The following is a 21,540-nucleotide window of genomic DNA, read 5'->3' as shown; positions in this document are numbered from 1 at the left end:
CCCAATTCGCAGGAGGCGGCCCCCGCGGGCCGCCCCTTTCGTTCTGTTCAGTAGGCTTCGGTCCGGCGCGAAGTTTACTACACGTCTCCAAACAGTTGACATGTGATGCACATGTGTTAATGTTATCCACATGACCGCGATGATTCAAATTCGCAATGTGCCGGACGCGCTGCACCGCAGGCTCAAGTCGCGCGCGGCGCTGGCGGGCATGTCGCTATCTGACTACCTGCTCAGCGAGATTCGTCAGGTGGCCGAGCGACCGACGCTTGATGAGTTGCGCGCCCGTCTGGAGCGGCGGCCGGGCGTGACGCCTTCGGTGCCGCCGGCACAGGCGGTCCGGGCCGAACGCGATCGCCAATGATTGTCGTCGATGCTTCGGCCTTGCTGGAGGCGCTTCTTCGCACGCCGGCCGCGGGAGCGGTAGAAAAGCGGCTGTTCGAGCCGTCACAGACATTGCACGCCCCCCATTTGCTCGATGTCGAAGTTGCGCAAGTGGTTCGCCGGTATGCCGCAAACGGTGAAATCGATGCCGACCGGGGCCGTCTGGCCCTCGACGACCTCGCGGACCTTCCGTTACGCCGATACCCGCACAATTTTCTTTTGCCGCGCGTGTGGGATTTGCGGAACAATTTTACGGCCTATGACGCCATCTATGTCGCCCTCGCCGAAGTGCTCGACGCTCCGCTACTCACCCGCGACAAGCGTCTCGCCGCTTCGCCCGGCCATCATGCGCGCATTGAGTTGGTGTAAAACCAAGGCATAGGCCCGGTTCGAAAACGCTCCCCGTCGCAAAGCCGTCGCGCCAGCGCCGGGGTGCGAACAACAATTCGGCCAGATGCGTCATTAGGACGGCCGCTCGCGCAGAAAAACAAAAGTCAGCGAAGCAGGACCTTGTTTCAGTCACCGAAAAGATATGGCGAGTATCGCCCGGTCATGCCGGATCGCTCAGGAAGCTCGATACCGATATTGGTCGGCTCTGGCATGATCGCGGCGGCGATCCTGCTGTCCACGCTGATTACGGCCGTCGGCACCCGGTTCATCGGAATGGACACGCCGAACGACGACAATGTATGGCTGATCGACCGTCTCACCGGCAGCGTCTACAAGTGCCAGGCCGCCGATCGCGGCAAAGCTTCGTGCGAGCCCGAGACCGCGACAGGGAGCATCGGGCAGCCGCCGAAGCGGTAGGCTTAGTTCCCTCCTGCATCGCAGCACGCAAAACATTTCCGCTGCCGAAACGTCCGGGGGAGCCGAACCGTGCCTCGTTAGCCAGCAACCGGCTGGTTTTATTCTGAGCGAGGTTCCCATGAATAAGGTTTTGATCACGGCCGCGATGTTTTCCGCGCTGTCCCTGACGCCCGCTTCCGCGGCGATGATGGCCTGCACGGGCGAAAATATGGGAAAATCCGCCGCCATGATGAGCACGGGTCAAACGGCCGCCAACAAGGAAATGGCCATGGCCAACATGCACATGAGCAACAGCAGGATGCGCAGTGCCTGCATGCATTACATGAAGGCTCAGAAGATGAGCATGATGAAGTAATATCTCAAGCCGCCGCGCCGCCGTCTCCGGCGGTGCGGCTTTTTCTGGTAAGCCATTGCCGATATTACCTAAGGCTGACCAGGTCGGGGATCACTTGAAGTTCGAAATTTCCATGATGACGCGCCGCCTGCGGCAGGCGGTTCTGGCGACGGGCCTCACGCTGGCTGTTGCGATCCCGGCCCGCGCCGACGAGCACTGGACAAAACTGCCGACCGCACCCTACACGCTGAACAACAAGCAGGACGCGATCGCCTTCGCCGACGCCCTGACCGGCTGGTACGGCAACGGCACCGGCCGTATCTATCGCACCGACGACGGCGGCGAGGCCTGGACCGGGATCTGGACCAAGCAGGGCACCTATGTGCGGGCGCTGGAATTCGCCGACGCCCAGACCGGCTTCCTCGGCAATATCGGTCCCGGCTATTTTCCTGGTGTAACCGACCGGCAGCCGCTCTACGTCTCCCATGACGGCGGGGTGCACTGGGCCGCGATCAAGCCGGTCGCCGGCCGCCAAATTACCGGCGTCTGTGCGATCGATGTGCTCAAGGTCGACGGCAAGGTATTGGCGGTGCGCGCCGGCGGACGGGTCGGCGGCCCGGCCGGCATGCTGGAATCCTTCGATGAGGGCCGCAGCTTTCGTGCCCGCGACATGAGCGGCGTCACCGGCATGATTCTCGATATTCATTTTGTCGATGCCGATACCGGCTTCATCGCCGGGGCCAGCGAGGCTGAGGAAGACAAGGCCCATGCGCGGATCCTCAAGACCGCCGACGGCGGAAAATCCTGGCGCGCAGTGTTCGACAGCGACCGTGCCGGCGACAACAACTGGAAGCTGGCGTTTCCGAGTGCCCGGGTCGGCTATGCCACCATCATCAGCTATCAGGCGCCACAGGCCGAAGCCCGCGGCTATGTGGTGAAGACCGAGGATGGCGGCGAACATTGGCGGCGGCTGACCGTCAGCCATGATTCGGACTGGATCCCGTACGGCATCGCCTTCCTCGACGAGGAGCGGGGCTTTGTCGGCGGCTCGACCGGCGGCTACGCGACAAGCGATGGCGGCAAGACCTGGGCGAAAGAAGACATGGGGCTTTCCGTCAACAAGATCAGGTTCGTGCCCCGCGCCAACGGCGGCATCACTGCGTTTGCCATCGGCAAGGACATCTACAAGCTCGATCTTCCGGCCAAGGGACGCTGACGAACCTCAGCGAATCCCGCTAGATTGGCGCGCGATGTCCCGCTCCGATAAATCCCACCCCCTTACCAAAACCCAGGCCCGCCAGATCTGGCTGCACGCCCAGCGGCTCGACACGCGGGCACCGTTCGGCGACGGGCCGGCCGCGACGGGGGCGGCCGTCGAACATCTCGGTTACGTGCAGATCGACACCATCAACGTCGTCGAGCGCAGCCACCACCATATCCTCTGGAGCCGGATTCCCGGCTATCGCCGCGCCGACCTGCGCCAGGCCCAGAGCGTCGACAAAACCGTGTTCGAATACTGGACCCATGCGCTGTCCTACGTCCCCACAAAAGACCTCCGCTTCTTCATTCCCGCCATGAAGCGCCACAGGCGCGAGGGTCATAAATGGCTCGCTTCGGTCAAGCCCGCTGATCTGCGCAAGGTGATGCGGCTGATCCGGCAGGGCGGCGCGCTGACCATCCGCGACATCGACGACGACGTGCTAGTCGACAAGGAGCATCTGTGGGCGAGCCGCAAGCCGTCGAAGCGGGCGCTGCAGCTGGCATTCTACCAGGGCCAGCTGACGATCTCCGAGCGCAACGGCATGCTCAAGACCTATGAGCTGACGACGCGGCACTTTGGCTGGAACAAGCCGCCGAAGGGGGCGTCCGCGCGTGAGACGACCGCCTATCTGCTCGACCGCGCCTTGCGCGCGCAGGGCGTCGTCAGTCTCGATTCGATCTGCCATCTGGACGCACCGAGCAAAGCCCCGGTCCGCCGCCTGATCGAGGCAAGAGTCCGCCGCGGCGAACTGGTGCCGGTCGCGCTCGAGGGCGCGGGCAAGCAGGAGCATTGGGCGCAGCCTGCGACGCTGGAGGCCGGCACCGACGCGATTTCCGAACTGGTCCACATCCTGTCGCCATTCGACCCCCTCATCATCCAGCGCAAGCGCACGCATCTGTTCTTCGATTACGAACATCGCTTCGAGGCCTATGTGCCCCGGGAGAAGCGGGTGTTCGGCTATTTCGCGCTGCCGGTGCTGGTCGGCGATAGCATCGTCGCGGCCCTCGATCTGAAGACCGACCGCAAGGACCGTAAATTGCTGGTGCAGAAATGGAGCTGGGTCGGCGTGGGCGCCAAGAAAGGCGCCCGCAAGGAGCTGAAACGCCGGATCGAGGAGGAACTCCACCGTTTCGAGCGGTTTCAGCTCGGAGAATGAGGCGCGCACGCCGGAACAAGCCGGCTTCGGATGGGTTGATTCCCGAACCGGAGTTCGGAGGCGACATGAGCACCACCGACAAATCGATCCTGGAGAGGGTAGCAGCCCGGATGAAGGAAATCGTCGGGATTGCGGAAGCGGCTGCGAAGCATGCGATGGAGGCGGAAAAGCCGCCGCGGCCGAAGCGGCGCGTTCCCGATTTAATGGAAGGCTGACGCGCTTGCGGCGCCTGTTCAGCGCCCGTCGTTCTTCATCACCCGGAACTTCAGCTCGTCCACTTTGGACAGCAGGAATTTCAGCAGCGGCGAATTGTTCGCCTCGTTATAGCCGATGACGAGCTCGACGGTCGGCGAAGCTCCCTGGATCGGGCGGCTTGTGACCGTGTTCGGCAGCAGTTTTTGCACGTAGAGCGGAATCAGGGCGATGCCGCGCGTCGATGCCACCATCGAAATCGCCATCGCGATATTTTCGGCCTGATGCTCGGGCTTCAGACGGATGCGGGCACGTTTGGCGTAGTCGTCGATCGCGGCCTTGAGCGTCGGTGCGCGCGTCGCGGAGACGCCGATGAATTTTTCCTCGGCGATATCCTGCGGCCGAATCGAGCCGCGCGCCGCTAACGCGTGGTCTCGCGGCATCAGCACGATCAGCGGATCCCTTCGTAATGGCTTGAAGATCAGCCCCGGCGCCGATTTTTCCGGGCGCAGAAAGGCCAAATCAATTTTCCCGCGCATGAGACCGGCGGCTAGATCCGGCGAATCCTGGCTGTGGATGACGATCTCGGTCGAGGGCAGTGCGGACCGCAGGATGTCCATCACCGCCGGAAGCCAATCCATCTCGTAGCCGGTCAGAAAGCCGATCGCGAATGACGTTCGCGCCGGCTGCGCGGCGCGGCGCGCTGCCTCGCCTGCCGCCTCGACCTGCAGCAGCGCCGTGCGGGCGTGGTCGAGAAACACCCTTCCCGATGGCGTTAGCTCGACCCCGCGCGGTCCGCGGTTCAACAGGGCAACGCCGACCTCGAGCTCTAGATCGTGGATCTGCCGGCTCAGCGACGGCTGCGCCGTGTGCAGCCGCTTTTGCGCGGCCACTGTCAGGCTGCCTTCCTCGGCCACGGCGACGAAGTAGCGGAGATGTCGAAGCTCCATCAAGCTATTCCTCAAAAGTATGGCTTTGACCCTACAAAGTCTTTCTCCCGGACGCCAGCGCGATCTACATCACCGGCAACGGCGGGCAATAAGGCGCTAGCAGCCGAGTTGGGCCCAAGTCCGCCAAAAGACCTAGCAGGCATATCACGCCGAATTGAAGGAGAACTCAGATGAGCCAGCCCGTCGTTCTGATCACAGGCGCCCTGACTGGCATCGGCCGCGCCACCGCGCTCGCCTTCGCAGCGGAAGGCGCCAAGGTCGTCGTTTCCGGCCGCCGCGATGACGCCGGCGCAGCGCTGGCCGCGGAGCTTCGCGCGCGTGGCGCGGAAGCCGAGTTCATTCGTGCCGACGTCCGCCACGAGGACGACGTCCGCCATCTCATCGACGAGACCGTCGCCCGGTTCGGCCGCCTCGATGTCGCCGTCAACAATGCCGGCACCGAAGGCAAGCCCGGCCCGGTCACCGAGCAGACCGCGGAAAGCTATGCTTCGACCTTCGATACCAACGTGCTCGGCGTGCTCCTGAGCATGAAGCACGAACTGCGGGTGATGCAGGCGCAGGGAAGCGGCAGCATCGTCAATCTGTCGTCGACCATGGGCCAGCGCGGCGCGCCCGGCGCCTCGCTCTACACCGCCAGCAAACACGCGGTCGAAGGACTGACAAAGTCGGCGGCGCTCGAAGCGGCCGCGTTCGGCGTGCGCGTCAACGCGGTGGCGCCCGGCCCGATCGAGACCGCGATGCTGGATCGCTTCACCGGCAGTTCGGAACGGAAGGCCGGGCTCGTGGCCGGCGTGCCGCTGAAACGCACCGGCAAGCCCGAAGAGATTGCGGATGCGATCGTGTTCGCAAGCTCGGCCAAGGCCTCGTTCATCACCGGCCAGATCATCAACGTCAATGGCGGCAAGACCGCCGCGTAATCAGCCCAATCGGACAACTCGAACAAACCCTACGGAGAACCACCATGAGTGACCTCATCAGCAGAACCGCTTTGGTTACCGGCGCCTCGCGCGGCATCGGCCGCGCCGCCGCCCGAGCGCTCGCCGCGGCCGGCGCCCGCGTCATCGTTCACTACGGCAGCGCCGCCAAGGAAGCCGAATCTCTGGTTGCCGAAATCCGTGCCGCCGGCGGCAAAGCCGATGCGGTCGGCGCCGATCTCGGCGCTCCCGACGGCGCCCACAAGCTGGCCGCGGAAGTCAAAAAACTCGTCGGCGAGCGGCTCGATATCCTCGTCGCCAATGCCGGCGTCGCGACACCAGCCAGCATCGAGGACCAGACGGTGGCGGAGTTCGACCGCATGTTCGCCGTCAACGTCCGCGCGCCGTTCTTCCTGGTGCAGCAATTGCTGCCGCTGCTGGGCGAAGGATCCAGCATCGTGCTGCTGTCGTCGCTGGCGGCGCGCGCGTCGGTGGGCCTGTTGCCGGCCTATGCCGCCACCAAGGGTGCGATCGATACGCTGGTGAAACATTTCGCCGCGCTGTTGGGGCCGCGCGGCATTCGCGTCAACGCGGTCGCGCCGGGCGTGATCGATACCGACATGTCGAGCTTCGTGCGATCCGATGAGGGCCGCGACTACACGCTCTCGATCCAGGCGCTGCAGCGCATCGGCCACCCCGACGATATCGCCGATGTCATTGCGTTTCTGGCATCCGACGCGGCGCGCTGGGTGACCGGCGACACCCTTCAGGCCGGCGGCGGCTCCAAGATCTGAATGCGGGTGAGGGGAGACTTACAATGAAACTCTATCAGGCAAACTCGTCGCCGAACTCCCGCCGGGTGCGAATCTACCTGGCCGAGAAGGGGATTTCGATGCCGATCGTGCCGGTCGATCTCGCGGCGAAGGAACAGTTTTCCGAGCCTTATGCCGAGATCAATCCGCGCCGCGTGGTTCCTACCCTGCTGCTGGACGACGGCACCGCGATCGGCGAGGTGCCGGCCATCCTGCGCTATCTCGAGGAAATCCATCCCGCGCCGCCGCTGCTTGGGAGCACTGCAAAGGCCAAGGCGCTGGTCACGATGTGGGAGCGGCGGGTCGAGCAGGAGGGATTTGCCTCGGCGATGGAGGCGGTCCGCAACGCCGTTCCCGGTCTCAAGGGCCGGGCGATCGCCGGACCGCATGATTACGAGCAGATTCCGGCGCTGGTCGAACGCAGCAAGGCGCGCGTCGGGAATTTCTACGCCGACTTCAATGCCCGGCTCGCCGAGGTCTCCTTCATCGCCGGCGATGAATTCTCGGTCGCCGATATCACCGCCATCGTCACAGTCGATTTCGCGACCAGGGCAGTTGGGCTTGCAATGCCCGAGGAACTGACAGCGTTGAGGCGCTGGTACGATGACGTCTCGGCGCGCCCCAGCATGGCGGCATAAGGGCGAGGCATCCGGCCAGACAGGGCAGAAGGGCGGCGGCGCAAACCGCCGCCCTTTGTTGATGGACGAATGGTGGCCTGGCGACCGGCGGGGCTGCACGGCTTTTCCTCCATCGGTAGGCGGACGAAGCGATCAGGCATGGCGCGCTACCCCGGCAAATTCGCGACTCCTCAACCAGCCAAGCGTTTCACGAAATCATGATCACTGACGAATATTGACATTCGTCATTAAACAATCGACACTTCCTCACACGTTCACCGAGGGAAGCCGTCATGATCGTCCGTTCCATTTTGTCGAGCTATTCCAGGCTATTAGTGGGTGCGTCGCTGGCGCTGCTGGCGGTGTCGCTGGCCGGCTGCAACGACAAGGTCGCCGAAAAGGCCACCCCGTCGCGCCCGGTTTTGGTCGCCACGGTGCATTACGAGGCCGAATCGCCGGAGCGCAGTTTCGTCGGCACCATCAAGCCCCGGATCGAGACCGACATGGGCTTCCGGGTCCCCGGCAAGGTCGCAAAGCGCCTGGTCGAAGTCGGGCAGACCGTCGATGTCGGCCAGCCGCTCGCCACCCTCGACGAGGTCGATCTGAAGCTGCAGGCCGAGCAGGCCGAGGCCGAATTGCGCGCCGCCACCGGCGTGCAGGCGCAGGCGTCCGCCGCCGAAACCCGCGCCAGGGAATTGCGCGCCAAGGGTTGGGCCACCGACGCGCAGATGGATCAGGCCAGGGCCACCGCCGACGAAGCGCGCGCGCGGCTCAACCGCGCCCAGCGCTCGGTCGAACTCACCAACAACTCGCTGTCTTACGCAACAATCACCGCCGACAGCCGCGGTGTCGTCACCGCGACCTTGATCGACCCCGGCCAGGTCGTGTCGGCGGGGCAGACCGCCATTCGCGTCGCACGCTTTGCGGAAAAGGAAGCCGTCGTCGCCATCCCCGAGACCTTGCTGAATCGCGCCAAGGAGGGCGTCGCCAGCGTGTCCTTGTGGTCCGAGCCCAACAAGAAATACGCGGCAAAACTGCGCGAAATCGCACCCAATGCGGATCCTGCGACCCGCACCTATCTGGCGAAATTTTCTCTGCCCGATGCCGGCGACAGCGTCTCGCTCGGCATGACCGCGACGCTGACCCTGGCCGACCCCGCGACCATGCGGGTGGCGCGACTGCCGCTGTCGGCGCTGTTCAGCGAAGGCCGCGATCCCTCGTTCTATGTCGTCGACGACAAGGGCGAGATCTCGCTTAAAGCCGTCACCGTCAAATCCTATGAGAGTAACGACGTCGTCATATCCGGCGGCGTCGACGAGAGCGCCAAGGTGGTGGCGCTCGGCGTGCAGAAGCTCGATCCGGCCCAGAAGGTCCGGGTCGTCTCGTCACTGTCGTTTTAATCCCGGTTAATTCGAGGAGGGCGCGATGAAGCATTTCAATCTTTCGGCATGGGCGGTCAGCCATCCCGCACTGATCCTGTTTCTCGTCATAGCCCTCGGCGCCGCCGGCTTCTTCTCCTATGAGCGGCTCGGCCGCGCCGAAGATCCGTTCTTCACCGTCAAGGTGGTGAACGTCTCGGCGATCTGGCCGGGTGCTACCGCGGCCGAAATGCAGACGCAGGTCGCCGACCCCATCGAGAAGAAATTGCAGGAACTTCCCTATTTCGAAAAGGTGCAGACCTATTCGAAGCCGGCGTTCACGGCGATGCAGGTCACCTTCAAGGATTCGACGCCGCCGAAGGACGTGCCGTACCTGTTCTATCTGTTGCGCAAGAAGCTCGCCGACGTGCAACCGCAATTGCCGGCCAATCTGCTCGGTCCCGTCGTCAACGACGAATTCTCCGACGTCGATTCCATTCTCTATATGATGACCAGCGACGGCGCTGACTACGCGCAGCTGAAAAAGGCGGCCGAAGGCATGCGCCAGCGGTTGTTGAAAGTGCCTGGCGTGACTAAGGTCGATCTCTACGGCACCCAGGACGAGAAGATCTACGTCGAATTCTCCCACGCCAAGCTGGCGACGCTCGGGATCACCCCGCAGGCGCTGTTCGATTCGCTCGCCAAGCAGAACAACGTCGTGCCCGCCGGCACGGTCGAGACCTCCTCGCAGCGCGTGCCGCTGCGCGTCACCGGCGCGCTCGACGGCGTCAAGGCCGTCGCCGAAACTCCGGTCGAGAGCAACGGCCGGGTGTTCCGCCTGGGCGATATCGCCACCGTCACCCACGGCTATGCCGACCCGCCGAGTTTTGTGGTGCGTCAGGAAGGCAAGCCCGCGCTCGGCATTGGCGTGGTTACCGCCAAGGGCGCCAACATCCTGGAACTCGGCAAGGACGTCGCCGGTGCTACCGCCGACTTCATGAAGGCGGTGCCGCAGGGCATCAATGTCGAACTGATCGCCGATCAGCCTGCCGTGGTCGAGCGCGCCGTCAGCGAGTTCGTGCATTCCTTCGTCGAAGCCCTGGCGATCGTGCTGTTCGTCTCCTTCGTCGCCTTGGGCTGGCGCACCGGGATCGTGGTGGCGCTGTCGGTGCCGCTGGTGCTGGCGATCGTGTTCATCATCATGAATGCGATGTCGATCGATCTGCATCGTATCACGCTGGGCGCGCTGATCATCGCGCTCGGGCTATTGGTCGACGACGCCATCATCGCGGTCGAGATGATGGTGGTGAAGATGGAGCAGGGCTGGGACCGCGTCCGCGCTGCGTCCTTTGCCTGGGAATCCACCGCGTTCCCCATGCTGACGGGAACGCTGGTGACCGCTGCGGGCTTCCTGCCGATCGGTTTTGCCAATTCCGCGGTCGGCGAATATGCCGGCGGCATCTTCTGGATCGTGGCGATCGCGCTGGTGGCGTCCTGGTTCGTCGCGGTGATCTTCACGCCCTATATCGGCGTCAAGCTGCTGCCGAACATCACCGTCCACCACAATCACGATCCGCACGCGGTGTATGAAACCCGCGTCTACCGGATTCTCCGCAGCATGATCGCCTGGTGCGTCGAGCACCGCGTCAAGGTGGTGCTGGCGACGGTGGGCGTGTTCGCGCTCTCGATCGTGGGTTTCGGTCACGTCCAGCAGCAGTTCTTCCCGCTGTCGGAACGGCCGGAGCTGTTCGTGCAGCTGCGCCTGCCCGAGGGCACCGCGTTCGGGGTCACCGAAAAGTCGGTGAAGAAGGCGGAAGAGCTGCTGAAGGGCGACGAGGACATCGCGACCTACACGGCCTATGTCGGGCAGGGCTCGCCGCGCTTCTGGCTGGGCCTCAGCCCGCAGCTGCCGAACGAGGCTTTCGCCGAGATCGTCGTGGTCGCCAGGGACGTCGAGGCGCGCGAGCGGATCAAGGCGCGGATCGAGAAGGCCGTCGACGACGGCGCGCTGACCGAAGCCCGCGTGCGGGTAGACCGCTTCAATTTCGGCCCGCCGGTTGGCTTTCCCGTCCAGTTCCGCGTGATCGGCCCCGATCCCGCCGTGGTCCGCGACATCGCCTACAAGGTGCGCGACGTGGTCCGGCAGAACGACAAGGTCAAGGATCCGCAACTCGACTGGAACGAGCAGTCGCCATATCTCAAGCTCGTCGTCGACCAGGACCGTGCCCGCGCGCTCGGCCTCACCCCGCAGGACGTCTCGCAGGCGCTGAGCATGCTGATCTCGGGCGCGCCGGTGACCACGATTCGCGACGGCATCGAGAAGGTCGGCGTGGTCGCGCGCGCGGTGCCGTCCGAACGGCTCGATCTCGCCCATGTCGGCGACCTCACCATCACCTCGCGCAACGGCGTTGCGGTGCCGCTCTTGCAGATCGCCAAGATCGAGTATGACCACGAGGAGCCGATCATGTGGCGGCGCAACCGCGACATGGCGATCACCGTGCGCGGCGACGTCGTCGACGGCGTGCAGGCGCCCGACGTGACCAACCAGATCTGGCCGCGCTTGCAGGAAATCCGCGACAGCCTCGAGCCGGCCTACCGGATCGAAGCGGGCGGCGCGTTCGAGGAATCCGCCAAGGGCAACGCCTCGATCTTCGTGCTGTTTCCGCTGATGGTCGTCGTCATGCTGACGCTGCTGATGATCCAGCTGCAGAGTTTTTCGCGCCTGCTGCTGGTATTCCTGACGGCGCCGCTCGGCATCGTCGGGGCGTCGCTGGGCCTGAACGTCGCTCACCAGCCGTTCGGCTTCGTGGCGCTGCTCGGGCTGATCGCGCTGGCCGGCATGATCATGCGCAACGCGGTGATCTTGGTCGACCAGATCGAAACCGACGTCTCCCACGGCCTCAGCCGCAAGGAGGCCATCGTGGAAGCCACCGTCCGGCGCGCTCGTCCGGTGGTGCTCACCGCGCTGGCCGCGATCCTGGCGATGATCCCGCTGTCGCGCTCGGCGTTCTGGGGCCCGATGGCGATCACCATCATGGGCGGCTTGTTTGTTGCAACCTTCCTGACCCTGCTGTACCTGCCGGGCCTCTACGCCCTCTGGTTCCGCAACAGTCTTGAAGAAAGCGGCAAGAGCGAACACATTGCTCTTGCGCCGCAACATCAGGCCGGGGCCGAACCCGCAATTCCGCTTGCCGAGGCAGCGGAATAATTGAAGATTGTGCGCACTCAATCGTGCGCACGGAACTGAGTACCGACATGACGCTGGTTTCCGAACATATCGAACACGACACGAGGGAGCGGATTCTCGTGGTGGCGGAACGCCTGTTTCGCGAAATCGGCTATCAGAAGACCACCGTCGCCGACATCGCCAAGGTGCTGCGGATGAGCCCGGCGAACGTCTATCGCTTTTTCGATTCGAAAAAGGCGATCCACGAGGGTGTCGCGCGCACCCTGATGGGCGGGGTCGAGGACGCCGCCCAGGCGATCGCGGCCAAGCCGGGACCCGCGGCCGCCCGCCTGCGCGAACTCATCACCACCATCCATCGCATGAACTGCGAACGCTATATCGGCGATTCCAAGCTGCATGAGATGGTCGAGATCGCGATGGAGGAGAGCTGGGAGGTCTGCGTCGCCCACATGCAGCGGCTGACCGAGACCATCGCCCAGGTCATCGCCGAGGGCGCGGCCTCCGGCGAGTTCGACGCCCCGGATGTGCCGCTGGCGGCGATGTGCACCTGCACCGCGATGATGCGGTTTTTCCATCCGCAGATGATCGCGCAAGCCGCCAGCAAGCCAGGCCCGTCGCTGGACCAGATGGTCGATTTTGTCCTCGCCGGACTGACCGCGCGGAGCAAGACGGCCGGGAAATAATCCGATGCTGCGTAGCTCGGATGGAGCCAACGGGTCGGCGCGAAGCGCCGCCCGATGACAGGCTCCGTGTATCCGGGATAACTCGAGCGATTGCGCGACAGTCCCGGATTGCGCTTCGCTCCATCCGGGCTACGATTGCCCCTCGCAATGACCTGCACAGCAACAAGGAATACGACGTGGACGCATCGACCCCGAAAGACCTGCATTTCTACGAGCCGAAGAACGGCCACGGCCTCAAGCACGATCCGTTCAACGCCGTCATTGCCCCAAGGCCGATCGGCTGGATTTCGTCGCGCGATGCCAGGGGCAATATCAATCTGGCACCCTACAGTTTCTTCAACGGCTTTTGCTATACGCCGCCGATCATCGGCTTTTCCTCGACCTCCTGGAAGGACAGCGTCGCCAATATCCAGGAGACCGGCGAATTCGTCTGGAATCTCGCGACCATGGATCTGGCGAAGCAGATGAACGCGACCGCCGCACACGTCGACCACGAGGTCAGCGAGTTCAAGATCGCTGGATTGACCGCGGTGCCGGGCAAACTCGTCAACGTGCCCCGGGTCGGCGAAAGCCCGGTTTCGTTCGAATGCAAGCTGACCCAGATCATCCAGCTGCAGGGCGCCGACGGCAAGAAGGCGCAGGCCTGGCTCACCCTCGGCGAGGTCGTCGCCGTCCACATCGACAAGGCCATGATCAAGGACGGCGTCTACCAGACCGCGCTGGCCCGTCCCATCGTGCGCGCCGGCAGACGCGGCGACTACTTTGAAATTCGCCCCGAGGCGATGTTCGAGATGGTGCGGCCGGATTGAGCGCGCTGCTCTTCTCCCTCGCCCCGCTCTTGGCGGGGTCGAGACGAGCGAAGCTCGCTCTTAGAGGGTTGGGGTGAGGGGCTCTCTCGGCAAGCTGGACTCGTGGAGAGTCCCCCTCGCCCGGATCGCAAGGGCGATCCGACCTCTCCCCGGTAAGGGCAGGGCTATCGCATATGACTTTCCAAAGCCCAGTCTGCGCAACTTTAGAATCGCAGGGGCCTTCGCTAGGAAATTTTCGAATCCAATTCGGCCTCTTTGGACGGGAAAAGAATCGAAAAATTCCATATGCGATTCCCCTGCCGGTAAGGGGCCGCGTTTTCGGAACTGAAACGGCATTCTGTCGTTAACGCTTGCCCGCGCATTGGATCAATTTCGCTTTATTGGCAGTGCGAAGTGTTCACCGAATTCCCACGCTTTCCGCTAGATTGAGCTGTCTTTTGGCATAAGCGGGCTGCCCGAGCGCGCCGCACTCCCGACCATGAGGACATCGCCATGAGCTCCTTCTCCTTTCGCCGCGATATCATCACCAGGCCGATCTTCTCCTGGGCGCATGGCGTGCTGCCGGCGATGTCGGACACCGAGCGCGAGGCGCTGGAGGCCGGCGACGTCTGGTGGGACGCCGATCTCTTTACGGGCAATCCGGACTGGTCGAAGCTCCTCGCCACGGCGCCCGCGACGCTGACGCCGGAGGAGCAGGCCTTCCTCGCTGGTCCGGTCGACGAGCTCTGCGGCATGCTCGACGACTGGAAGATCAATTGGGAATGGCGCAACCTGCCGCCGGAGGTGTGGTCCTTCATCAAGGCCAAGAAATTCTTCGGCATGATCATACCGAAGGAATTTGGCGGACTCGGCTTCTCGCCCTATGCGCATTCGGAAGTGGTGCGCAAGATTTCGACGCGTTCGGTGACCGCCGCCGTCACCGTGATGGTGCCGAACTCGCTCGGCCCCGGCGAACTCCTGATGCGCTTCGGAACCAGGGAGCAGCAGCAGCAATGGCTGCCGCGGCTCGCCGATGGCCGCGAGATTCCCTGTTTTGGCCTGACCAGCCCGGAAGCAGGCTCCGACGCCGCCTCGATGATCGACAGCGGCATCATCTGCAAGGGCACCTTCGAAGGCCGCGAAATGCTCGGGCTGCGGCTGAACTGGTACAAGCGCTACATCACGCTCGGGCCCGTGGCGACGCTTTTGGGCTTGGCTTTCAAGGCCTACGACCCCGATCATCTCGTGGGTTCACAAGATGAGCTCGGCATCACCGTGGCGCTCATCCCGACGCATCTTGCGGGCGTCGAGATCGGCCGCAGGCATCTGCCGTCGATGCAGGTGTTCCAGAACGGCCCGAATTGGGGCCGCGATGTCTTCATCCCCATGGATTACATCATCGGCGGTGAGGCGCGCCTCGGCCAGGGCTGGAAGATGCTGATGACGGCGCTGGCCGCCGGCCGCGGCATCTCGCTGCCGTCGCTGTCGGCCGCGGGTGCGGCCTTTGCCGCGCGCACCACCGGCGCCTACGCCCGGATCCGCGAGCAGTTCAACGTGCCGATTGGCAAGTTCGAGGGCATCGAGGAGCCGCTGGCCCGGATCGCGGCGACCGCCTATCTGCTCGACGCGGCGCGGCGGCTGACCTGTGCGGCGCTCAACCAGGGCCACCATCCCGCTGTCATTTCCGGTATCATGAAGCTGCAGGCGACCGAGCGGATGCGGATCGCGATCGACGACGCCATGGACGTCCATGGCGGCAAGGCTGTGATCGACGGTCCGCAGAACTACATGGGCAGTCTGTATCGCTCGGTGCCGGTCGGCATCACCGTCGAGGGCGCCAATATCCTGACCCGCAACCTGATCGTATTCGGGCAGGGTGCGATCCGCGCGCATCCTTTTCTTTTGGATGAGATGAACGCATTGGGTGAGGAAGACCGCGCCAAGGGATTGGACGCATTCGACAAGGTGTTCTGGAAACATATCGGCCACAGCATCACCACGCTGTTCCGCGCCTGGGGCCGCAATTGGACCGGAGGCGCCTTTGCGTCGGCGCCCGATGCAGGAGATGCGACTGGATTCTACCGACAGCTCTCGCGCTACTCTTCGGCCTTTGCGCTGTGCGCCGACATGGCGCTGCTGACGCTTGGCGGCGCCCTGAAACGCAAAGAGATGTTGTCGGCTCGCTTCGGCGATATCTTGTCTGAACTCTATCTGCTGTCCGGCGCGCTGAAACGCTGGGAGGACGAAGGGCGCCAGCCGGCGGATTTCGCCGCGCTGGAATGGTGCATGGCGAGCGGCTTCAAGACCATCGAGAACCGTTTTGCTGAAATCCTGGCCAACCTGCCTAACCGCTTCGTCGCTTCTGTGCTCAAATTCGTGGTGCAGCCATTGGGCGCCCGCGTCCTCGGGCCTTCCGATCGCGTGATCCATCAATGCGCCCAGCTGGTGCTGGAGCCGTCGGCCGCGCGCGACCGGCTGACGCCGGATCTGTCGCATGTCGACGACGATGGCGGCGTGGCGCGGCTGGAAAAGGCGTTTCTTCTGGTCACCGCCGCCGAGGATATCGCCAAGCGATTGCGCGCCGCCCGCATCCACGACTTGAAGGAAGCCGTTAAGAAGGGCGTCATCACCCAAGCAGAGGCCGACCAGCTTGCGGCCGCGCGTGAAGCGGTTGCGAAAGTGATCGAGGTTGACGACTTCGCGCCGGAAGCACTGTCGCCGATTTACACGAAGCCGGCCGATGTGCATCAGTTCTTTCAGGAGCTCGGTGAGCAAAGGGCGGCAAGCTGATGGCGCGACCGGTTTTTATTATCGACGGCAGTCGGACGCCGTTCCTCAAAGCGCGCTCCGGTCCGGGCCCGTTCACCCCGGTCGATCTTGCCGTGCAATGCGGCCGGCCACTGCTGGCACGGCAATCTTTCGCGCCCACCGCCTTCGATCAGGTCATCCTCGGCTGCGTCAACGTCATCGCCGACGAGATGAACCCCGCGCGGGTCGCCGCCTTAAGGCTCGGCATGGGCGAAGCAATGGTCGCGTTCACCGTGCAGATCAATTGCGGCTCCGGCATGCAGTCGATCGACACCGGCTACCGCTACATCCGGGAGGGCGTCTCCGACCTGATCCTGGCCGGCGGCGCCGAGGCCCTGAGCTACGCGCCCCTGGTGTGGCCGCAAGCCGGTGTGCGCTGGTTTGCGGGGCTCGCCGGCGCCAAGGGCATCCTCGCCAGGCTGGCTGCACTGGCGAAGGCGCGGCCGGCCTACTTCAAGCCCATCATCGGGCTGGAGCGCGGGCTGACCGATCCCATCACCGAACTCAATATGGGCCAGACCGCCGAGGTGGTCGGTCATCTCTTCGGCATCACGCGTGCACAGTCGGATGCCTATGCGGCCGAAAGCCACAAGCGGCTCGCCCATGCGCAGGCCCAAGGTTTCCTCAAGGGCGAGGTCGAAACCGCCTTCGACCGCGACGGCAATTTCTACGATCACGACGACGGCGTGCGGCCGGACTCGACGCCGGAGACGCTGGCACGGCTGAAGCCGGTGTTCGAGCGGCCCTGGGGCCAGGTCACCGCCGGCAATTCCTCGCAGATCACCGACGGCGCCTGCTGGACCATCCTGGCGTCGGAAGAAGCGGTCAAGAAGCACGGCCTGGTGCCGAAAGCCGTGATCGTCGACAGCCAGTGGTCGGCGCTCGATCCCTCCATCATGGGCCTCGGTCCGGTGCTGTCGGCCACCGAGCTTTTAAAGCGCAACCAATTGTCGGTCGGCGACATCGAGACCTGGGAATTGAACGAGGCGTTTGCGACGCAAGTGCTGGGATGCCTCGCCGCCTGGAACGACGACAAATTCTGCCGCGAGATTTTGGGCCTCGACGGGGCTGCCGGGCCGATCGATCCGGCGAAGCTCAATGTCGACGGCGGCGCCATCAGCCTCGGCCATCCCGTCGGGTGCAGCGGTAACCGCATCGTGCTGCATCTGGTCAACGCCATGAAGCGGCTGGGTACCAAGCGCGGCATCGCCACCGAATGCATCGGCGGCGGGCAGGGCGGCGCGATGCTGATCGAGACGGTGTGACCATGGACTCACGCATCATGAACGTTCTCGGCGACCGCGTGCTGGAGCTCGGGCCGACGCCCGAGGAAGGCGGCCCGTACCGGAATTTCAAGCTGACGCGCGACGCCGACGGCATCGCGTGGCTATTGTTCGACCGCGCCAACGCCAGCGCCAACACGCTGTCGGCCGACGTCATCGAGGAACTCGACCAGGTGCTTGCGGCGCTGGAAAGCCAGCGCCCCGCGGGCCTTGTCATCCGCTCCGCCAAGAAATCCGGCTTCGTCGCCGGCGCCGACATCAATGAATTCCGCGGCGCGACCGATCCCCGCGCCGTCGAGACCGCGATCGGCCGCGCTCGCGCGGTGATCGACCGCCTCGAGGGTCTAAAGGTGCCGAGCGTCGCCGTGATCCACGGCTTCTGCCTCGGCGGCGGCCTCGAAGTAGCACTAGCCTGCCAGTCGCGGATTGCCGTCGATGGCGCCCGCTTTGGTTTTCCGGAAGTGATGCTCGGCCTGCATCCGGGCCTGGGCGGCACCGCGCGTTTCACGCGCCTGGTCAATCCGCTGCAGGCGATGACCTTGATGCTGACCGGCAAGACCATCGACGCGCGGCGGGCCAAGTCGCTCGGGCTGGTCGACGGCGTGGCGCAGGAGCGCCATGTCCGCAATGCCGTGAAGGACGCGCTGTTCGGCCATTTGAAACGCAGCCGGCCGGGTCTTGTCAACGCGGTCCTGAACTTTACGCCGGTGCGCGGCTTCCTCGCCTCGCGGATGCGTCGTGAAGCGGAAAAGGCAGCGCCCCACGAGCACTATCCCGCACCTTTTGCCCTGATCGATCTCTGGGAAAAGCACGGCGGCGACAAGGCGGCGATGCTGGCTGCCGAAAAGACCTCCTTCGCCGATCTGATGGTCACGCGGACGGCGCAGAACCTGATCCGGGTGTTTTTCCTGCGCGAGCAGATGAAGAAACTCGCCGGCAGCGGCAACAAGGTCGGGCATGTCCATGTCATCGGCGCCGGCGCGATGGGCGGCGACATCGCGGCCTGGTGCGCCAACCAGGGCATGCGGGTGACGCTGGCCGACATGAAGCTAGAGCCGATTGCGGGGGCAATGAAGCGGGCTTCGGATTTGTTCGGCAAGATCATGCGCAAGCGCACCGATGTGCGCGACGCGCTGGATCGCCTGGTGCCCGATATGGACGGCGAGGGCGTCCGCAACGCCGATCTCATCATCGAGGCCGTCCCGGAAAAGCTCGAGCTGAAGCAAAAGGTCTATGGCTCGCTGGAGCCGAAGATGAAGCCGGGCGCGATCCTGGCCACCAACACCTCTAGCATTCCGCTGCAGGATCTGCGCACCAGCTTGCAAAAGCCGGAGCGGCTGCTCGGGCTGCATTTCTTCAATCCGGTGTCGCGGCTGCAACTGGTCGAGGTCGTCAGCCATGACGGCAGCGATCCCGACCTGCTGAAGCAAGCGCTGGCCTTTGTCGGCGCCATCGACCGGCTGCCGCTCCCGGTCAGGAGTTCGCCGGGCTTCCTCGTCAACCGCGCGCTGACGCCCTATATGCTGGAGGCGATGGTGATGCTGGACGAGAAGATCGACAAGCTTGAGATCGATGCGGCCGCGGAACAATTCGGCATGCCGATGGGGCCGATCGAACTCGCCGACCAGGTCGGCCTCGATATCTGCCTCGACGTCGGCGACATGCTGCGTTCGAAATTCGGCGACTCTCTCCCGCCGACGCCGGCCTGGCTGCGCGAGAAGGTGGCAAGGGGCGAACTCGGGCGCAAAACGGGCAAGGGGTTTTATGTCTGGAAGGAGGGCAAGGCCGACAAGGCGGCTGCTTCGCCTTCCGCGGTGCGGCCGACGCCGGAAATGATCGACCGGCTGATCCTGCCGATGTCGAACGTCTGCGTCGCCTGTTTGCGCGAAGGCATTGTCGACAATGCCGACACCGTCGACGGCGCCATGATCTTCGGCACCGGCTACGCGCCGTTCCGCGGTGGCCCCCTGAATTACGCACGCACACGGGGAGCGGAGAATGTGGTTGAGGCGCTGCGCGCGCTCGCTGTGAAATTCGGCGGCCGGTTCACGCCGGATGCCGGCTGGGATAGTTTCAAATAGCCGTTTTTGATTCGACAGCCGGGACCACAGATATGACCGATACCCAAGCCGTTCGCGCTCCGCTCAATACCGGGGAGGAGCCGCAGGGCGATCTTTGCATCCGCACGCTGGCGATGCCCGCCGATACCAATGCGAACGGCGATATCTTCGGCGGCTGGCTGCTCAGCCAGATGGATATCGGCGGCGGAATCTTCGCGTCCAAGATTGCAAAATCACGCACCGTCACGGTGGCGATCGAAGCCATGAATTTCCGCAAGCCCGTCTATGTCGGCGATCTCGTTTCCGTGCACGCCAATCTGGTCAAGGTCGGCAGAACCTCGGTCACCGTGCATCTAGAAGCCTGGGTGCTTCGCCGCAAGGAATTGTGCGCGATCCTGGTGACCGACGGCAATTTTACCTACGTCTCGATCGACGACCAGGGCCACCCGCAGGCGGTTCAGCGCCAGGAGCCGCTGATCATCACCTGAAAGTCGTGTCGTCTTGGCAGGGCATAGCCGTCCGGGGGACGACGTCGCTTCCGTCCCAGCCATCCGCGTTCGCACGCAGGTCGCCCGATCGGTTTAAGATCCCTTAACGCGACCATTCAATTCCGATAGACGCTGCGGTCCGAATTTTAGAGCCTGACCTTTATTGTCGAAAGCCAAACGGGGCGTCGGCACTATGAACATCGCGCAGCGAAACACCGCAGATCAGTCGGGCTTCAAGGTGGTGTGCTGCGAGTGCGGCAGCCTGTCGATCAAGATCACGGACCTCGTGAATGCGCCCGAAGACACCGAGATCGAATGCGGCCGATGCAAGGCGGTCCGCGGCACGTTGGCGGACCTGCACGTCCTGGCGCGAACAGGCAATGACAGTTTCGAATTCTAAAGTTTGATTTCTTTCGACGCGTCTGCTTCACGCGAATCGGTATCGTCCGTCGCGGCGGCTGTTGAACCCTGGCGCCTTATTATTTCTGATTATTTCGGGAGCGCATGTTGAGGGCCTGACAGGCCGGCATCCGTGCGGGAACCTTTATCCGCATTCCCCGTTATCGGCGCGGACTGAGGAACAAGGACGCTCGAAAAAATGTCGGATACCTACATCATCGAAGTCTCTTCGCAGCCGGCGGGAATCGTCGTGCGCGATCCGGACGGCTATCGGTTCTTTGCCGCCACCCATCGGTTCAATCGGCTGGAGGGCCAGCTGTTTCGCAATGCACGGGAAGCCGAGCGCGCGGCGATTCGTCTCGCCAGTGGCGAATTCAAGCTGGTGGCGCAATGCGCCTTCTCGTCATGGCGTGCCGCGACTGGTGCCGCGTCAGAGCGAACGTAAAGGCCGAAGCGAAAAGAGCCTCCCGTCCGCGTGCTGTCAGGGTCCGTAGACAAAGTCTTTTTTGCGCGTCTGCCGGCTCGCGGACATCGTCCGACAAATTTTGAATTTAGAATGTCTCCAGCTTAGAGCAAGTCCTTTTGCTCGAGCGAGAGCGAGCAGCTATCGCCTCGATTGCGAGTTGTTTTCATGTAAATAATAGCTGGTCGCCGGGATCCAGCAATCGACTCTGCGGCTTTAATTGGTCGGGAGCCACTTGATCTCGCACCGGCCATTGCAGTGATTGCAGTGTGCCGGTTGGGCGAAGGTACTGGCCAATTCCCATTCCTGGGATTCGTTGCTCCACTGCACGGTGGCGTGGCCGATGATGTCGTCCGATTGACAGCTGGAGCAGACGGGTGTGGCGCGCGGGGCCGGCGCCGCCCGGCGGCTGAAGCTTTTCGCGGGCTCCTGGTGCTGGTGCGCGTTGAAGGGATTGAGAAGCGAAGGGTGTGTCATGTCATTCCCATTGCACTGCATGAGATCCGGGACGACCCGATGTCGAGAATCTCATGTCACACTGGAACCTAACGCAGAGCTGATCGATGTGTCTGCAACCGAACGGCCACTACGCTGTGAAT

21 protein-coding genes are annotated in these 21,540 nt (G+C 63.7%); 20 read left to right on the top strand and 1 reads right to left on the bottom strand.

All coding sequences use genetic code 11. The features are described 5' to 3' along the window. Positions 1-130: 130 nt before the first annotated feature. The 7 genes from B5525_RS01880 to B5525_RS01850 all read left to right on the top strand — a co-directional run bounded on the left by B5525_RS01880 (position 131) and on the right by B5525_RS01850 (position 4,154). The gene (locus B5525_RS01880; protein WP_079564342.1) at positions 131-361 is read left to right on the top strand and encodes a FitA-like ribbon-helix-helix domain-containing protein; all 231 of its coding nucleotides are present in this window, start codon (positions 131-133) and stop codon (positions 359-361) included. Positions 362-381: 20 nt separating this feature from the next. Then, on the top strand, positions 382-750 hold the full coding sequence (locus tag B5525_RS01875) for a type II toxin-antitoxin system VapC family toxin (RefSeq protein WP_244567800.1): 369 nt from the start codon (positions 382-384) through the stop codon (positions 748-750). A 207-nt stretch (positions 751-957) separates the two neighbouring features. Next, on the top strand, positions 958-1,188 hold the full coding sequence (locus tag B5525_RS01870) for a hypothetical protein (protein WP_154073775.1): 231 nt from the start codon (positions 958-960) through the stop codon (positions 1,186-1,188). Between the two features lie 118 nt (positions 1,189-1,306). Beyond that, on the top strand, positions 1,307-1,543 hold the full coding sequence (locus tag B5525_RS01865) for a hypothetical protein (protein WP_079564337.1): 237 nt from the start codon (positions 1,307-1,309) through the stop codon (positions 1,541-1,543). Between the two features lie 112 nt (positions 1,544-1,655). Beyond that, positions 1,656-2,738 carry a WD40/YVTN/BNR-like repeat-containing protein gene (locus B5525_RS01860; RefSeq protein WP_154073015.1) on the top strand — a complete coding sequence of 361 codons (1,083 nt, stop codon included), beginning with the start codon at positions 1,656-1,658 and terminating at the stop codon, positions 2,736-2,738. A gap of 34 nt (positions 2,739-2,772) precedes the next feature. After that, complete coding sequence (locus B5525_RS01855) at positions 2,773-3,939, top strand: winged helix-turn-helix domain-containing protein (protein ID WP_079564334.1); 1,167 nt, start codon at positions 2,773-2,775, stop codon at positions 3,937-3,939. 65 nt (positions 3,940-4,004) lie between these two features. Beyond that, entirely contained in the window at positions 4,005-4,154 is a 150-nt protein-coding gene (locus B5525_RS01850; protein ID WP_154073014.1) for a hypothetical protein, read from the top strand. 18 nt (positions 4,155-4,172) lie between these two features. On the opposite strand, the gene B5525_RS01845 is transcribed toward B5525_RS01850, so the two are convergent. After that, positions 4,173-5,081 carry a LysR family transcriptional regulator gene (locus tag B5525_RS01845; protein WP_079564331.1) on the bottom strand — a complete coding sequence of 303 codons (909 nt, stop codon included), beginning with the start codon at positions 5,079-5,081 and terminating at the stop codon, positions 4,173-4,175. A gap of 170 nt (positions 5,082-5,251) precedes the next feature. Here B5525_RS01845 and B5525_RS01840 point away from each other — a divergent pair, with 170 nt between their 5' ends. From B5525_RS01840 to B5525_RS01775, 13 genes are all read left to right on the top strand, one after another. Continuing rightward, complete coding sequence (locus B5525_RS01840) at positions 5,252-5,998, top strand: SDR family NAD(P)-dependent oxidoreductase (RefSeq protein WP_079564330.1); 747 nt, start codon at positions 5,252-5,254, stop codon at positions 5,996-5,998. A gap of 44 nt (positions 5,999-6,042) precedes the next feature. Then, positions 6,043-6,789 (top strand): SDR family oxidoreductase, encoded by a 747-nt coding sequence (locus B5525_RS01835; RefSeq protein WP_079564328.1) that lies wholly within the window; start codon positions 6,043-6,045, stop codon positions 6,787-6,789. A 23-nt stretch (positions 6,790-6,812) separates the two neighbouring features. Next, positions 6,813-7,445 carry a glutathione S-transferase family protein gene (locus B5525_RS01830; protein WP_079564326.1) on the top strand — a complete coding sequence of 211 codons (633 nt, stop codon included), beginning with the start codon at positions 6,813-6,815 and terminating at the stop codon, positions 7,443-7,445. A gap of 272 nt (positions 7,446-7,717) precedes the next feature. After that, complete coding sequence (locus tag B5525_RS01825) at positions 7,718-8,824, top strand: efflux RND transporter periplasmic adaptor subunit (protein ID WP_079564325.1); 1,107 nt, start codon at positions 7,718-7,720, stop codon at positions 8,822-8,824. 25 nt (positions 8,825-8,849) lie between these two features. Beyond that, positions 8,850-11,990, top strand: a complete 3,141-nt coding sequence (locus tag B5525_RS01820) for an efflux RND transporter permease subunit (RefSeq protein ID WP_079564323.1) — start codon at positions 8,850-8,852, stop codon at positions 11,988-11,990. 47 nt (positions 11,991-12,037) lie between these two features. Continuing rightward, entirely contained in the window at positions 12,038-12,652 is a 615-nt protein-coding gene (locus B5525_RS01815; protein WP_079564321.1) for a TetR/AcrR family transcriptional regulator, read from the top strand. Positions 12,653-12,828: 176 nt separating this feature from the next. Then, entirely contained in the window at positions 12,829-13,461 is a 633-nt protein-coding gene (locus B5525_RS01810) for a flavin reductase family protein (RefSeq protein WP_244567799.1), read from the top strand. Positions 13,462-13,953: 492 nt separating this feature from the next. Continuing rightward, on the top strand, positions 13,954-16,230 hold the full coding sequence (locus tag B5525_RS01800) for an acyl-CoA dehydrogenase (RefSeq protein WP_079564316.1): 2,277 nt from the start codon (positions 13,954-13,956) through the stop codon (positions 16,228-16,230). Beyond that, a complete protein-coding gene (locus B5525_RS01795) occupies positions 16,230-17,513 on the top strand; it encodes an acetyl-CoA C-acetyltransferase (RefSeq protein WP_079564314.1) in 1,284 nt (427 codons plus the stop codon). The genes B5525_RS01800 and B5525_RS01795 overlap by 1 nt, the downstream gene beginning before the upstream one ends. 2 nt (positions 17,514-17,515) lie before the next feature. Then, a complete protein-coding gene (locus tag B5525_RS01790) occupies positions 17,516-19,612 on the top strand; it encodes a 3-hydroxyacyl-CoA dehydrogenase NAD-binding domain-containing protein (RefSeq protein WP_079564313.1) in 2,097 nt (698 codons plus the stop codon). Between the two features lie 32 nt (positions 19,613-19,644). Continuing rightward, entirely contained in the window at positions 19,645-20,079 is a 435-nt protein-coding gene (locus B5525_RS01785) for an acyl-CoA thioesterase (protein ID WP_079564311.1), read from the top strand. Between the two features lie 193 nt (positions 20,080-20,272). Continuing rightward, positions 20,273-20,479, top strand: coding sequence for a hypothetical protein (locus B5525_RS01780; RefSeq protein ID WP_079572794.1), 207 nt, complete (start codon positions 20,273-20,275; stop codon positions 20,477-20,479). Positions 20,480-20,677: 198 nt separating this feature from the next. Continuing rightward, positions 20,678-20,923, top strand: a complete 246-nt coding sequence (locus B5525_RS01775) for a hypothetical protein (protein WP_079564310.1) — start codon at positions 20,678-20,680, stop codon at positions 20,921-20,923. Positions 20,924-21,540 lie beyond the last annotated feature (617 nt).

The organism is Bradyrhizobium erythrophlei (genome assembly GCF_900129505.1).
Classification (GTDB): Bacteria; Pseudomonadota; Alphaproteobacteria; order Rhizobiales; family Xanthobacteraceae; genus Bradyrhizobium; species Bradyrhizobium erythrophlei_D.
The sequence above is the reverse complement of the archived record's forward strand: the minus strand, read 5'-3'. Positions and strand labels throughout refer to the sequence as shown.

Bases quoted from the DNA above. Each gene is read 5' to 3' on its own strand.
- B5525_RS01840 (WP_079564330.1), top strand. From the start codon at position 5,252: ATGAGCCAGCCCGTCGTTCTGATCACAGGCGCCCTGACTGGCATCGGC.
- B5525_RS01865 (WP_079564337.1), top strand. From the start codon at position 1,307: ATGAATAAGGTTTTGATCACGGCCGCGATGTTTTCCGCGCTGTCCCTG.
- B5525_RS01845 (WP_079564331.1), bottom strand. From the start codon at position 5,081: ATGGAGCTTCGACATCTCCGCTACTTCGTCGCCGTGGCCGAGGAAGGC.
- B5525_RS01860 (WP_154073015.1), top strand. From the start codon at position 1,656: ATGATGACGCGCCGCCTGCGGCAGGCGGTTCTGGCGACGGGCCTCACG.
- B5525_RS01790 (WP_079564313.1), top strand. From the start codon at position 17,516: ATGGACTCACGCATCATGAACGTTCTCGGCGACCGCGTGCTGGAGCTC.
- B5525_RS01825 (WP_079564325.1), top strand. From the start codon at position 7,718: ATGATCGTCCGTTCCATTTTGTCGAGCTATTCCAGGCTATTAGTGGGT.
- B5525_RS01775 (WP_079564310.1), top strand. From the start codon at position 20,678: ATGTCGGATACCTACATCATCGAAGTCTCTTCGCAGCCGGCGGGAATC.
- B5525_RS01795 (WP_079564314.1), top strand. From the start codon at position 16,230: ATGGCGCGACCGGTTTTTATTATCGACGGCAGTCGGACGCCGTTCCTC.
- B5525_RS01785 (WP_079564311.1), top strand. From the start codon at position 19,645: ATGACCGATACCCAAGCCGTTCGCGCTCCGCTCAATACCGGGGAGGAG.
- B5525_RS01855 (WP_079564334.1), top strand. From the start codon at position 2,773: ATGTCCCGCTCCGATAAATCCCACCCCCTTACCAAAACCCAGGCCCGC.
- B5525_RS01800 (WP_079564316.1), top strand. From the start codon at position 13,954: ATGAGCTCCTTCTCCTTTCGCCGCGATATCATCACCAGGCCGATCTTC.
- B5525_RS01850 (WP_154073014.1), top strand. From the start codon at position 4,005: ATGAGCACCACCGACAAATCGATCCTGGAGAGGGTAGCAGCCCGGATG.
- B5525_RS01815 (WP_079564321.1), top strand. From the start codon at position 12,038: ATGACGCTGGTTTCCGAACATATCGAACACGACACGAGGGAGCGGATT.
- B5525_RS01830 (WP_079564326.1), top strand. From the start codon at position 6,813: ATGAAACTCTATCAGGCAAACTCGTCGCCGAACTCCCGCCGGGTGCGA.
- B5525_RS01780 (WP_079572794.1), top strand. From the start codon at position 20,273: ATGAACATCGCGCAGCGAAACACCGCAGATCAGTCGGGCTTCAAGGTG.
- B5525_RS01820 (WP_079564323.1), top strand. From the start codon at position 8,850: ATGAAGCATTTCAATCTTTCGGCATGGGCGGTCAGCCATCCCGCACTG.
- B5525_RS01880 (WP_079564342.1), top strand. From the start codon at position 131: ATGACCGCGATGATTCAAATTCGCAATGTGCCGGACGCGCTGCACCGC.
- B5525_RS01835 (WP_079564328.1), top strand. From the start codon at position 6,043: ATGAGTGACCTCATCAGCAGAACCGCTTTGGTTACCGGCGCCTCGCGC.